The following is a 13,479-nucleotide window of genomic DNA, read 5'->3' on the forward strand; positions in this document are numbered from 1 at the left end:
TATGAAACAACGACTTGTGGTGATCGGCGCAGGCATGGCCTCGGGCCGGATGCTGGAGACGATCTTTGAGGCGGGCGGCGATTTCGATGTCACCCTGTTCAACGCTGAGGCGCGCGGCAACTACAACCGGCTGATGCTGTCGCCGGTGCTGTCTGGGGAGAAGACCTACGCGCAAATCGTGACCCACGATGCGGAATGGTATGAGGCACACGGTGTCGATTGCCGCTTTGGCGAGGTGGTGGTCAAGATCGACCGCGCCAACCGGATCGTTTATTCCAACGCAGGCGGCGTGCCCTATGACGCGCTGGTGATTGCGACCGGATCCTCCCCGTTCATCATTCCGGTGCCGGGCAAAGATCTGCCGGGCGTCTGCACCTATCGCGATCTGGAAGACACCAACGCGATGATCGCCGCCAGCAAACCGGGGGCACGCGCCGTGGTGATCGGCGGCGGTCTTCTGGGGCTGGAGGCGGCAGCCGGCATGGCCGCGCGCGGGGCCGAGGTGGTGGTCATTCACCTGATGGGCCATCTGATGGAGCGTCAGCTGGACCCCGCTGCCGGATACCTGCTGCAAAAGGATCTCGAAAGCCGGGGTATCCGGGTGCATTGCAAAGGGGCCACCAAGGCCATTCTGGGCTCAGCCCGGGTGGAGGCGGTGCTGCTGGAAGATGGCACCGTCTATCCCGCCGATCTGGTCTGCATGGCCGTCGGCATCCGGCCCGAGGTGCGTCTGGCCAATGACGCGCATCTGGAGGTCGCGCGCGGCATCACGGTCGATGACCAGATGCGCACCTCTGACCCGGCAATCTTCGCGCTGGGCGAATGTGTGGAGCATGAAAAGCAGCTCTTTGGCCTTGTCGCGCCGCTCTATGATCAGGCCAAGGTGTTGGCGGCGACGCTGCTGGGGCAGGACGCGGCCTTCAAACCCGTGCAGACAGCGACCAAGCTGAAGGTCACCGGCGTTGACCTGTTCAGCGCGGGCGACTTTGCCGATGCGCCGGGGCGCGAGGATATCGTGTTTCGCGATCCGGGGCGCGGAGTCTACAAGCGCTTGATCCTCGAAGGGGATCAGCTGATCGGGGCGGTGATGTATGGTGATACCGCCGATGCGGCGTGGTTCTTTGACCTGATCAAGCAGGGCAAGTCCGTGACCGATCTTCGCGACACGCTGATTTTTGGCCCGGCGTTTCAGGGAGGTGCCCAAACGGACCCTCTGGCAGCCGTTGCAGCCTTGCCGCCTGAGGCGGAGATTTGTGGCTGCAACGGCGTCTGCAAAGGAAAAATCGTGACCGCGATTCAAGGCGGGGCCAACACGCTGGACATGGTGCGGATGGCCACCAAAGCCAGTGCCAGCTGCGGCACCTGCACCGGCCTCGTGGAACAGGTGATGGCGCTGACGCTGGGCGACAGTTTCAGTGCCAACGCCAACCCACCGATGTGCAAATGCACCGATCACACGCATGAGGATGTGCGCAGACTGATCAAGTCGATAGGGCTGAAATCCATTCCCGCCGTGATGCAGGAGTTGGGCTGGAAAACCGTCGGCGGCTGCGCGTCCTGCCGTCCGGCGCTGAACTACTACCTGATCGCCGACTGGCCGCTTGAGTATACCGATGACCGCCAGTCGCGCTTTGTAAACGAGCGCAACCATGGCAACATCCAGAAGGATGGCACCTATTCGGTGGTGCCGCGCATGTGGGGCGGGGTGACCACCCCGGCTGAGTTGCGCGCCATTGCCGACGCCGCCGACCGCTACGCCGTGCCGATGGTCAAGGTGACCGGCGGCCAGCGGATCGACCTGCTGGGCGTCAAAAAGGCAGACCTTCCGGCAATCTGGTCGGACCTGAACGCCGCCGGGATGGTGTCTGGCCATGCCTATGCCAAGGGTCTGCGCACGGTGAAAACCTGTGTCGGGACAGACTTCTGCCGCTTTGGCACCCAGGACAGCACTGGGCTGGGGATCAAGCTGGAGAAACTGCTCTGGGGCTCTTGGACTCCCGCCAAGGTGAAACTTGGCGTCTCGGGCTGCCCGCGCAACTGCGCGGAAGCCACCTGCAAGGATATCGGCGTGGTCTGCGTGGACTCGGGCTATGAGATCAGCGTGGCGGGGGCGGCGGGCATGGATGTGCGCGAGACCGAGTTCCTGTGCAAGGTCACCACCGAGGCCGAGGTGATGGAGGTGATCGCCGCCTTCACCCAGCTCTACCGCGAGAATGCCCGCTATCTGCACCGCATCTACAAATGGGTGGCACGGGTGGGCCTCGACTGGTGCCGCGCGCAAGTTGAAGACCCGGCCAACCGCCGCGCGCTGTATGACCGCTTCATGCTGTCGCAGTCGATATATCAGACCGATCCATGGGCAGAACTTGCCGCAACGCCGGCAGACTGGGCCCCGATTGCAGACCTGACCCTGAGGGCCGCAGAATGACAGCGTTTCTGGACATCGCCGCCTTGGATGACATTCCGCGTCAGGGCGCGCGGGTGGTGAAAACCATGATCGGCTGTATTGCGGTCTTCCGCACCGCCGAAGATCAGCTGTTCGCGCTGGAGGATCGCTGCCCCCACAAGGGCGGGCCGCTGTCCGAAGGGATCGTGCATGGCACATCGGTGACCTGCCCGCTGCACGCCTGGGTGTTCGACATGAACACCGGGCAGGCGCAGGGCGCGGATGAGGGCGCGGTGCAAACCTATCCGGTACGGCTGGAAGCGGGGCGCGTGCTGCTGGACGTAACCCGCCTTGCCCGGCGCAGTGCCGCATGACCGGGGTGCGCAGCACCTGCCCCTATTGCGGTGTCGGCTGCGGCGTGATCGCCACGCCGGATGGCAAGGGCAGCGTCCAGATCAAGGGCGACCCGGATCACCCAGCCAACCGGGGCCGGTTGTGCGTCAAAGGGGCGGCCTTGGGCGAAACCCTGTCGACCGGGGGGCGCCTGCTGTCACCGACAATCCGGGGGCAGGAAGCCACATGGAACAGCGCGCTGGACGAAGTGGCAGCGCGGTTTTCGCAAACCATCGCAGCACACGGGCCGGATTCAGTGGCACTCTATGTCTCGGGCCAGTTGCTGACCGAAGATTACTATGTCGCCAACAAGCTGATGAAAGGCTTCATCGGCAGCGCCAATATCGACACCAACAGCCGGTTGTGCATGGCGTCATCCGTGGCGGGACATCGCCGCGCATTCGGGTCGGATACCGTACCGGGGCAGTACGAAGATCTGGAACTGGCCGATCTGGTGGTGCTGGTCGGCAGCAATCTGGCCTGGTGCCACCCGGTGTTGCACCAGCGCCTGATGGCGGCAAAGGCGGCGCGGCCTGCGCTGAAGATCGTCGTGATCGACCCGCGCCGCACGGCCACTTGCGAAGGGGCAGACCTGCACCTTGCACTGGCACCGGGGGCGGATGCGCATCTGTTCAACCTGCTTTTGTGCCACCTTGCCGATCAGGGTCAGATGTCGGCGGATTTCCTCGCTCATGTCTCCGGGCTGGAGGCAACCCTCGCCGCCGCCCGCAGCGCCACCGCCGCCGAGACCGGGCTGGCAGCGGCCGATCTGGCCGCGTTTCTGGCGCTCTGGGCCGGGACAGAGCGTGTCGTCACGGTCTATTCCCAAGGGGTCAATCAATCTGACAGCGGCACCGACAAGGTGAACGCCATCCTCAATTGCCACCTTGCCACCGGGCGCATCGGTCGCTCCGGCATGGGGCCGTTTTCGGTGACTGGTCAGCCCAATGCCATGGGCGGGCGGGAGGTCGGGGGGCTGGCCAATATGCTGGCCTGCCATCTGGATCTTGAGAATCCCATCCACCGCGATGCGGTACAGAGCTTCTGGTCGTCGCCCACCATGGCCGATAAACCCGGCCTGAAAGCGGTGGACATGTTCCGCGCGGTGGAAGACGGGCGGATCAAGGCGCTGTGGATTCTGCACACCAACCCCGCCGTCACCATGCCCGACGCCGACCGCGTGGCCCGTGCCATTGCGGGCTGCGATTTCGTGGTGGTCAGTGACATCTGGCCCACAACGGATACCGCACGACTGGCACATGTGCTGTTGCCCACTGCGGGCTGGGGCGAAAAGGATGGCACCGTCACCAATTCCGAACGCATGATCAGCCGTCAACGCGCCTTTGCCGCGCCGCCGGGGCAGGCGCGGGCAGACTGGTGGCAGCTGGCACAGGTGGCGCAGCGCATGGGGTTTGCCGGCTTTGACTGGGATGGCCCCAGTGCGCTCTTTGACGAATACGCCGCCCTGTCCGGCGTGGCCGGGGGGCTGGGCAGCGATTTTGACATCTCGGTTCTGGTCGGGGCGGATTACGCCACCCTTGCCCCGACCATGTGGCCGCAAGCGCGCAAGCGGGGCGGCAGGTTCTTTGGCGATGGACGCTTTCACACCCCCGATGGCCGCGCCCGGATGGTGCCGGTCACTGCCCGGCTGCCAGAGGTCACCCCCGCCGCGCAGCCGTTCCGGCTCAACACCGGGCGGGTGCGCGACCAGTGGCACACGATGACCCGCACCGGCACCGTCCCGCGCCTGTCACAGCATCTGGGAGAGCCGTATCTGGAAGTTCATCCGACAGATGCCGCGCGTCTGGGTCTCGCCCCGGCCTCGCTCGCCGAGGTCAGCAACGATCTTGGCCGCTCTGTGCTGCGGGTGATGATCAGCGACCGGGTGCAGCCCGGCCACCCCTTTGCGCCGATGCACTGGACGGGCGAGACGGCACCAACGGGCCGCATTGATGCGCTGGTGCCGGGGCGGACAGACCCTGTCTCCGGCCAGCCCGCCAGTAAATCCGCGGCCGTCGCCATCCGGCCCTTTGCCGCCCGGTGGTATGGCTTTGCTCTGTCGCGCAAAGACCTGCGGCCCACCTGTGACTATTGGGCCAAAGGCCCGGTGGCAGGCGGGGTGCAGCTGGAACTGGCAGGGCAGGAGGAGCCCGAGGATTGGGCGGCATGGGGGGCCACCCTGTTCGGGCTGCCCGCGCCTTCGGCCATGGTGTCTGACCCGGCGCAGGGGCTGCACCGCATGGCCTTTGTCGAGCAGGGCCGCCTCATCGCAGCGCTCTTCATCTCGCGCACGCCAGTGCTGTTGTCGCGCGCGCATCTGGCCTCTGCCCTTGGCGGCACCGACACCGCAGTTCTGGCGGGCCGTCCGGCAGCAGACCGTCCCGACCCGGGGCCAACGGTCTGTGCCTGTCTGAATGTCGGGCTCAACACCATTCTGCGCGCCATGAGCAGCGACGGGCTGATGACCGTTGACGCCATCGGCGCCGCAATTGGCGCTGGCACCAATTGCGGCTCCTGCCGCCCCGAACTTGCCGCCCTTGTCGCCCGTCACAGCCACCGCGAGGCCGCCGAATGAGCTATCTTCAGAACCCAGCAACCATTCTGCCCTGCCCTGAAGCCGGGCAGCGCGGTCGCATCACACTGGTCGGGGCCGGTCCCGGCGCGGCAGACCATCTGACGCTGCGGGCGGTCCGCTGCCTTCAGCAGGCCGATGTCATCTACTATGACCGGCTGGTGGAGCCGGAGGTGCTGGCCTTTGCCCGTCCCGGTGCCGCCTGCGTCTTTGTCGGCAAAGAGGTGGGCGCGCACAGCTGGCCGCAAGCACGGATCGACGCGACCATCGTGGCGGCCGCCTTGCAGGGCAAGCAGGTGGTGCGGCTGAAATCCGGCGATCCGTCGGTTTTTGGCCGGGCTGCCGAAGAAATCGCCGCCGCCCGCGCGCATGGAATCGAGATCGAGATCATTCCGGGGGTGACCGCCGCCTCTGCTGCCGCCGCCAGCCTGTGCCAACCGCTGACCCAGCGCGGGGTGACGGATCGTGTGGTGCTGGCGACCGCCACCTGCTGCACCGGCGAAATGACGTCGCAGATCGGCGAAATCGCCCGGCCCGGCACCTCGCTGGTGTTTTACATGGCGATGACTCAGCTTCGGGCGCTGTCTGATCAGCTGATCGCCGCCGGAGTCGCGCCGGATCAGCCGGTGACCGTCGCCACCAATGTTTCGCGCGCGAATGAACGCAGCCTGGCCACCACAGTCGCGCAGCTTTGGCAGGATTGTGAGGCGGCAAACGTCCGCAATCCGGCGGTGATCCTGATCGAACTGGCGAAACCGCCAGAACCGCAACCGGGCGGGATCAGCTTTGCCGCCCGGTCCGTCTCCGCCACCGCGTTACCCGCGCCATAGCAAGGAACTGGCCGCGATCCACCGCATCCCTAGCTGAACACTCGCGGGTCTGGTCCGCTGCGCAGGCCCGCGTCCAGTGTCGCCATGGCTGCCATTTCGTCTTCGGTCAGGCTGAAATCGCAGACATCCAGATTTTGCGCCAGCCGCCCCGCATTGGTGCTGCGCGGGATCACCGAACAGCCCAGCTGGATATGCCAACGCAAGATCACCTGCGCCGGCGTCTTGCCACTGCGGGTCGCCACCGCCTGCACCGGGGCGGCGTCAAACGCCTGCCCCTTGCCCAGCGGCGTCCAGCTCTGGGTGACAATCCCCAGCCGGTCATGCAAAGCGCGCAATTCGACCTGCTGCAAACCCGGATGCAGCTCGATCTGGTTCAGCACCGGCGTTACGCCGGTCTCACCGATCAGCCGTTCCAGATGGTCGCCCATGAAATTCGACACGCCGATGGATTTCACCCGCCCCTCTTCGCGCAGCCGGATCATCGCGCGCCAGGTGTCCAGATACAGACCCTTTTGCGGGCAGGGCCAATGGATCAGCAGCAAATCCGGCTCCAGCCCCAGCCGCGCCACTGACTCGCCAAAGGCGCGCAGGGTCTCGTCATGGCCCTGACGGTCATTCCAGATCTTCGTGGTGACAAACACCTGATCCCGCGCCAGGCCGGACTGGCGCAGCCCTTCGCCCAAGCCCGCCTCATTGCCATAGACCGCGGCACCGTCCACCAGAGCATAGCCCATGCGCAAGGCCGAAGACACGATGCCGCCGGTCTTGTCCGCCGGAATCTGCCAGATTCCCAACCCCAGCGCCGGAATCCGGTTGCCATCATTCAGCTTTACCACCGCCATCGTCGTCTCCCGCAGGTCTGGGCCGCAGGGAACAGATTTCGGGGGGGGGATGCAAGCAAGAACTGGCCGACCGCCATGCTTTGCAGCTTTCCCAAATACTCCGGGGGAGTCGCGCGTGCGTGCGGGCGGTCCGCCACAGGCGCTGTCGCCGCGCGACGGGGGCGGAGCCCCCCGCAGCAAACGGCTTGCCCCCGCCCTTCGCGGGGGCGCAATCAGATCACCTTTGGCCGATCCCGGCAGGTGGCGCATAGGGCGCGCGGGTCAGGTCTACGACCTGCCCGGTCGCGGCACTTTCCTGCGCCGCCATGCCGATGGCGACGGCCCACCAGCCATCCAGCAGGCTGACCTCCACCGCCTGCGCGCCGCGCACCACGCGGGCAAAGCCCTGATGCTGATAAAAGGTGCTGCCGTTGTGATCGCCCGCCGCCAGCAGCGCCGGGTCCACCGGAACCTCCAGCACCTGCGGACCCTTCGGGTCGCGCGGGCTGACGATCACCTGCGGCACCGGGGCCGCGCCCAGATGCGCGGGCCAGAACCGGCCCGGTCCGGGCACCAGACATTCGATCTTGCCCAGCGGGCCCACTGCCGAGATTTCCTCCTGATAGCGCGCCCCTTCGGCGAACATGCACAGCTCCAGCATCGCGCGCAGGCCGTTCGCGAACTCCACAATCACATAGGCATTGTCCCAGATATCCGGGGTCTGGCCGTCATAGCGCTCTTCCAGATGGTTCACCGCCTGCCCTGCGCTCGCCATCACCCGCACCGGGTCGCAGCCGGCGATCAGGCGCATCAGGTCAAAGAAATGACAGCATTTCTCCACCAGCGTCCCGCCCGTGTTGTGGTTAAAGCGGTTCCAGTCGCCGACTTTCGCCAGAAACGGAAAGCGATGCTCGCGGATGGTCAGCATCTTGATGCCGCCGGTCGCCGTCTGCGCTTGCGCAATCAGATGCGCGACGGGCGGCATATAGCGATACTCCATCGCCACCCAGATCGGCGCGGGGTAGGCCGCACGCAGCGCCGCCAGACGCGGGGCCTCGGCTGGGTCGGTGAACAGCGGCTTTTCGCACAGGATCGGCAGCGGGCGGATCGCGGCGATCTGTTCCAGTTGCGCCAGATGCATGTGGTTGGGCGACACGATCAGCAGGCAGTTCACCGCACCATGCGCCACCACCTCGGCCACGCTGTCCAGCATCACCGCGCCCGGTGCCAGCTCTGCCGCCCGCGCCCGCATCGCAGGGTCCGGCTCAAAGATCGCCGCCACGCTTGCGCCAGGGGTCAGGGCGATGTTGCGCAGATGCTCTTGCCCCATCATGCCACAGCCGATGATGCCGTATCTCAGGTCCATACTGATCTCATTTCAAACTGGCCTCATTTCAGGCGGGCCACATAGGCCACGCGGTCAGGGTCATACCAGGTGAAGGACGCTTCGGCCGACTGGCCGTCCTGTCCCCGTGCGATGCGGGTGATCATCGGCAGTGGCGTGCCGGGCGCGTGCGGAAACTCTGACGGAGCCCAGTTGGGCAGGGGGCCAAGACCGACCCGGTCTTCGGCCCGGGTGATCCACAGGTTCAGGCGCTGGCGGTAGTAGAAATACAGCGATTCCGACAGGTCTTCGGGGGCGATCCGCTCGGCCAGCGCGCCATCCAGCCAGATCTCCTCGACCGCGGCCATCACGCCCGACAGAAAACGCAGGCGGCGGATGCGGTGACCCTCGGCACTGGTGCCAAAGGCGGGCAGTTTAGGGTCTTTTGCCAGCCGGTCCACGGACAGCACCTGCGCCGTCGGCAAACCACCCCCCGATAACAGTTCGATCCGCAGCAGCGCATAAACCGATGACGGATCGGCCTTGGCGCGGATGTAATTGCCAGATCCCTGCTTGCGCTCCACCAGCCCCTTGGCAGCCAGCGCCTGCAGTGCCTGCCGCAAGGTGCCCACCGCAATCCCCAGCCCCGCCGCCATCTCGCGCTCGGGCGGCAGGCGTTCGCCGTCGATCAGCCGCCCTGCCGCGATGTCGCGGATCAACAGCTCGCTGATCTGAAGATACAAGGGCAGGGCGCCGGGGGAAGACATAAGCTGTGCCGTGAATTGATACAGGATTGATCTATAGAATTTCTGATGCTACGCAAGGGAAAAGTTGAGTCTCTTGCACGGGATTTCAGGGAGGAAACGTCATGACAGTGGTGCCCGTCACCTCGGCCGATCTTGATGCCAGCGAGGTCAGCTGGTTCGCGGCCCTGTGCTCGGATGACTATGAGTATCTTGGTGTGCCCGATCCGGCCCTGCGCTCCAGCTGGGCGCATTGTTCGGGCATCGTCAAGCGCGCCGAAGCCCATGGCTTTCGCAACATCCTGTGCCCGTCGTCGTATCAGGTCGGGCAGGATACGCTGTCCTTTGTCGCGGGCTGCGCGCCGATCACCGACAAGATCAACTTCCTTGCCGCGATCCGCTGCGGCGAGATGCAGCCGGTGATGCTGGCCCGCACCGTGGCCACGCTGGACCATATGCTGCAAGGGCGGCTGACGCTGAATGTCATCAGCTCGGATTTCCCCGGCGAAGTCGCCCCCAGCGCCTATCGCTACAAGCGCAGTCATGAGGTGGTGGAAATTCTGCGGCAGGCCTGGACGCAGGACCATATCGACTACGCGGGCGAGATCTATCAGATCAGCAAGATCAGCGCCGACCCGGCCCGGCCCTGGCAGCAGAATGGCGGGCCCTTGCTGTATTTCGGCGGCTATTCCCCTGATGCGCTGGAACTTTGTGGTGCGCAGTGCGATGTCTATCTGATGTGGCCCGAAACCAAAGATCAGCTGGCGCAGCGGATGCGCGATGTACATGCCCGCGCCGCCGCCCATGGCCGGACGCTGGATTACGGCTTGCGCGTGCACATGATCGTACGCGACACCGAGGCCGAGGCGCGGGACTATGCCGAGCATATCGCCAGCAAGCTGAATGACGAATACGGCAAGCTGATCCGCGACCGGGCGCATGATTCCATCAGCCTGGGCGTCGCGCATCAGGCGCGGGCGCGCGAACTGGCCGATCAGTTCGGCTATACCGAACGCCATCTGTGGACCGGCATCGGCCGGGCGCGGTCGGGCTGTGGGGCGGCGCTGGTCGGTTCTACCGATCAGGTGCTGAGCCAGATCGAGGAATACCGAAACATGGGCATCCGCGCCTTTATCTTTTCGGGCTATCCTCATCTTGAGGAATGTGACCATTTCGGCACAAAGGTACTGCCAGAACTGAAAACCTGTTCTTTGCCGCATGAATATGGCCGCGTGCCCGCCAGCACCCCGGCCACCCCTTTAGGAAACGGACCCCGCCGCTGATGGAAAAGATCACCCTTTCGCCCGAAGTCTCTCTCTCGCGTCTGGTCTATGGCATGTGGCGTCTGGGCGATGATGCCGACACCTCGCCCGCCCATGTGCAGGCCAAGGTCGAGGCGTGCCTTGCCCAAGGCATCACCACCATGGATCAGGCCGATATTTACGGCGGCTATACCGCCGAGGCGATCTTTGGCATGGCTTTGCGGGCTGCCCCGGCGCTGCGCGACCAGATCGAGATTGTCACCAAATGCGATATCGTGGCCCCTGCGGGTCGGCATGCGGCGGCGCGGGTCAAGTATTACGACACCTCCGCCGCCCATATCACCGCCAGCGTCGAAGCCTCGTTGCGCGACATGGCGACCGACCGGATTGATCTGTTGCTCATCCACCGTCCCGATCCGCTGATCGACGCGCAGGAAACCGGGGCGGCGCTGGATGGGCTGGTGGCGAGTGGCAAGGTGCTGTCGGTCGGCGTCTCGAATTTCCGCCCGTGGGACTTTGAGTTGCTGCAATCCGCGATGAAAAGCCCGCTGGTCACCAACCAGATCGAGGTCAGCCTGAGCGCGCATACCGCCTTTACCAACGGCGACATCGCCTTTCACCAGCGCCACGGCCAGCCGCTGATGGCCTGGAGCCCGCTGGCCGGGGGCAGCCTGCTGTCTGGCGCCGATCTGCGCCTGCGCGATGCGCTGCACCGGGTCGGGGCCGAGCAGGGCGCCGACTGGTCGGCGGTGGCGGTGGCCTGGTTGTTGCGGCACCCGGCGCGGATCATTCCGGTGATGGGGACCAACAGCCTTGACCGGATTAAAAAACTTTCCGATGCCTGTCGTGTCGAAATGGATCGTCAGACCTGGTTCGAGCTCTATACCCATGCCATGGGACATGAGGTGCCTTAGTGGCCGATGGAGCTTTGATGACGGAAATGCAGTTCACGCCAGAGGACAACCCGCGCGCGTTTCGCGATGCGCTGGGGCGGTTCGCCACGGGCGTTACGGTGGTGACCTGCGCCACCCCGGATGGGCCGATGGGGTTCACCGCCAACAGCTTTGCCGCCGTGTCGCTGGATCCGGCGCTGGTGTTGTGGTCGCCGGCAAAAGCCTCCAGCCGTTTCGCGCACTTCGCGCAGGCGCAGCAGTATGCGATTCACGTGCTGGATGCCGCTCATACCGGCTGGCTACCCCGTTTCGGGCGTGGCGGAGAGGGCTTTCACGGGCTGAGCCATGAGGTGACTGCCGAAGGTGTGCCGGTGATCCATGGCGCGCTGGCCCGGTTCGATTGCGCGCAACACGCCACCCATGACGGCGGAGATCACCTGATCGTGGTGGGGCGCGTTCTGCGCGCCGCCTACCGCGACGGCGCGCCGCTGGTGTTTTCGCAAGGGGCCTACGGTCGTTTCACCGACGGGGTGTGAGCGCGCAGGTTTTTGCCGGTGCGCGTCGGTGTTGGTCAGACCGGGATATTGTCGATCAGCCGCACGCCATCCAGCCAGACCGCTGCCAGCATCCGGCGCGGGCTGGCGGGATCGTCTGATGGCATCAGCGTGGCGGCATCGCGCAGCTCGATGTATTCCACCCGCTCGAACCCCGCGGCACGGATCGCCTCGGCTGCCTCACGGATCGCCATCCGGTCGGATTGCCCGGCGCGGATATCCTCGGCCGCTGCGGTGATCGCGGCGTAAAGCACCCCGGCTTTCGCCCGCCCCGCAGCGGTCAGCCGCACATTGCGCGACGACATCGCCAGCCCGTCCGCCTCACGGATGGTTTCACAGCCGACGATCTGCACCGCCATGTTCAGGTCGCGCACCAGCCGCAGCACCACCTGCAACTGCTGCCAGTCCTTTTGGCCAAAATAGCCCCGGTCGGCCAGGGTCATGCCAAACAGCTTGGTCACCACCGTCGCCACGCCATCGAAATGGCCGGGGCGCATCCGCCCCTCCAGCGGTTCCGAGACGCCCGCGACGGATACCACGGTCTTGAACCCCTCGGGGTAGACCTCTTCGGGGGCGGGGGCAAAGATCAGATCAACGGGGACCGTCGCGAGCAAAGCGGCGTCGGCCTCTTCCGTGCGGGGGTATTTCAGCAGATCGTCGGGGTTGTTGAACTGCATCGGGTTGACGAAAATCGTGGTGATCACCCGGTCGCAGTCGCGCCTCGCGGCGCGCGCAAGGCTCAGGTGGCCGTCATGCAAAGCGCCCATGGTGGGCACGACGCCGATCACCTCGCCCGCCGCCCGCCAGGCACGGGTATGAGCGCGCAGATCGGCAACGGTGCGGACAATGACCGGCAGGGTCACGATTTGGCTTTCACGGGCAGCACATCGGCAAAGGCATGTTCCGGCCCCGGAAACGCCCGCGCGCGCACTTCGCCGGCATAGGTGGCGATGGCGGCATCGGCCAGCTTGCCCAGTTCGGCATAGCGCTTGACAAACTTGGGGCGGAAATCGGTGAACAGGCCCAGCATGTCGTCGATCACCAGAACCTGTCCGTCACAGTCCGCCCCTGCCCCGATGCCGATCGTGGGGATGCTCAGCGCCGCCGTGATCTGCCCGGTCAGGCCCTGCGGCACCTTTTCCAGCACGATGGCAAAGGCCCCTGCAGCCTCGCACGCCTTGGCATCGGCCATCACTTTGGCCGCCTCATCGTCGCGGCCCACCACCTTGTAGCCGCCAAGGGTGTTCACCGATTGCGGCGTCAGCCCGATATGGGCCATCACCGGCACCCCGCGCGCGGTCAGAAAGGCGATGGTCTCGGCCATATGCGCGCCACCCTCCAGCTTGACGCTTGGCGCGCCAGTCTCGGCCATCAGCCGGGCGGCATTGCGGAACGCCTGCTGCGGGCTTTCCTCATAGCTGCCAAATGGCATGTCGATGACCGCCATCGCCTTGGACAGCCCGCGCACGACCGAGCGGCCGTGCAGGATCATCATTTCCATCGTCACGCCCACGGTCGAGGGCAAGCCATGCAGCACCATGCCCAGCGAGTCGCCCACCAGCGCCATATCGCAATGCGGGTCCACCAATCGCGCCATCGGCGTGGTATAGGCCGTCAGCATCACCATTGGCTGGCCGCCCTTGCGGGCCTTGATATCGGGCGGCAGAACCGGGCGGACGGGGGTGGTGGCGCTCATGATCG

At 65.4% G+C, this 13,479-nt stretch carries 12 protein-coding genes; 7 read left to right on the forward strand and 5 right to left on the reverse strand.

The annotated features are described in order from the left end of the window. The first annotated feature begins 1 nt into the window (after position 1). From nirB to cobA, 4 genes are read left to right on the forward strand one after another with little or no spacing between them, the layout of a single operon-like run. The gene (gene nirB / locus D1012_RS19795; RefSeq protein ID WP_118155857.1) at positions 2–2,428 is read left to right on the forward strand and encodes a nitrite reductase large subunit NirB; all 2,427 of its coding nucleotides are present in this window, start codon (positions 2–4) and stop codon (positions 2,426–2,428) included. Next, entirely contained in the window at positions 2,425–2,760 is a 336-nt protein-coding gene (gene nirD / locus D1012_RS19800) for a nitrite reductase small subunit NirD (protein WP_118155858.1), read from the forward strand. Before nirB ends, nirD begins: the two co-directional genes overlap by 4 nt. Next, positions 2,757–5,354 carry a nitrate reductase gene (locus D1012_RS19805; protein ID WP_118155859.1) on the forward strand — a complete coding sequence of 866 codons (2,598 nt, stop codon included), beginning with the start codon at positions 2,757–2,759 and terminating at the stop codon, positions 5,352–5,354. The genes nirD and D1012_RS19805 overlap by 4 nt, the downstream gene beginning before the upstream one ends. Then, on the forward strand, positions 5,351–6,181 hold the full coding sequence (gene cobA, locus D1012_RS19810; RefSeq protein WP_118155860.1) for a uroporphyrinogen-III C-methyltransferase: 831 nt from the start codon (positions 5,351–5,353) through the stop codon (positions 6,179–6,181). Before D1012_RS19805 ends, cobA begins: the two co-directional genes overlap by 4 nt. A gap of 29 nt (positions 6,182–6,210) precedes the next feature. Here cobA and D1012_RS19815 read toward each other — a convergent pair whose 3' ends face one another. The 3 genes from D1012_RS19815 to D1012_RS19825 all read right to left on the reverse strand — a co-directional run bounded on the left by D1012_RS19815 (position 6,211) and on the right by D1012_RS19825 (position 9,093). Continuing rightward, complete coding sequence (locus tag D1012_RS19815) at positions 6,211–7,023, reverse strand: aldo/keto reductase (protein WP_118155861.1); 813 nt, start codon at positions 7,021–7,023, stop codon at positions 6,211–6,213. Positions 7,024–7,240: 217 nt separating this feature from the next. After that, positions 7,241–8,368, reverse strand: coding sequence for a Gfo/Idh/MocA family protein (locus tag D1012_RS19820; protein ID WP_118155862.1), 1,128 nt, complete (start codon positions 8,366–8,368; stop codon positions 7,241–7,243). Between the two features lie 23 nt (positions 8,369–8,391). Next, complete coding sequence (locus D1012_RS19825; protein ID WP_118155863.1) at positions 8,392–9,093, reverse strand: GntR family transcriptional regulator; 702 nt, start codon at positions 9,091–9,093, stop codon at positions 8,392–8,394. A gap of 101 nt (positions 9,094–9,194) precedes the next feature. On the opposite strand from D1012_RS19825, the gene D1012_RS19830 reads away from it, so the two are divergent. The 3 genes from D1012_RS19830 to D1012_RS19840 are packed head-to-tail and all read left to right on the forward strand — an operon-like array spanning position 9,195 to position 11,760. After that, positions 9,195–10,352, forward strand: a complete 1,158-nt coding sequence (locus D1012_RS19830; protein WP_118155864.1) for an LLM class flavin-dependent oxidoreductase — start codon at positions 9,195–9,197, stop codon at positions 10,350–10,352. Then, positions 10,352–11,245, forward strand: a complete 894-nt coding sequence (locus D1012_RS19835) for an aldo/keto reductase (RefSeq protein WP_118155865.1) — start codon at positions 10,352–10,354, stop codon at positions 11,243–11,245. Before D1012_RS19830 ends, D1012_RS19835 begins: the two co-directional genes overlap by 1 nt. A gap of 17 nt (positions 11,246–11,262) precedes the next feature. Next, positions 11,263–11,760, forward strand: a complete 498-nt coding sequence (locus D1012_RS19840) for a flavin reductase family protein (protein WP_118155866.1) — start codon at positions 11,263–11,265, stop codon at positions 11,758–11,760. A gap of 35 nt (positions 11,761–11,795) precedes the next feature. Here D1012_RS19840 and panC read toward each other — a convergent pair whose 3' ends face one another. Continuing rightward, complete coding sequence (gene panC / locus D1012_RS19845; protein WP_118155890.1) at positions 11,796–12,635, reverse strand: pantoate--beta-alanine ligase; 840 nt, start codon at positions 12,633–12,635, stop codon at positions 11,796–11,798. A gap of 2 nt (positions 12,636–12,637) precedes the next feature. Beyond that, a complete protein-coding gene (panB, locus tag D1012_RS19850; RefSeq protein ID WP_118155891.1) occupies positions 12,638–13,474 on the reverse strand; it encodes a 3-methyl-2-oxobutanoate hydroxymethyltransferase in 837 nt (278 codons plus the stop codon). Between the last annotated feature and the right edge of the window lie 5 nt (positions 13,475–13,479).

Source organism: Pseudotabrizicola alkalilacus (genome assembly GCF_003443995.1).
GTDB lineage: Bacteria > Pseudomonadota > Alphaproteobacteria > Rhodobacterales > Rhodobacteraceae > Pseudotabrizicola > Pseudotabrizicola alkalilacus.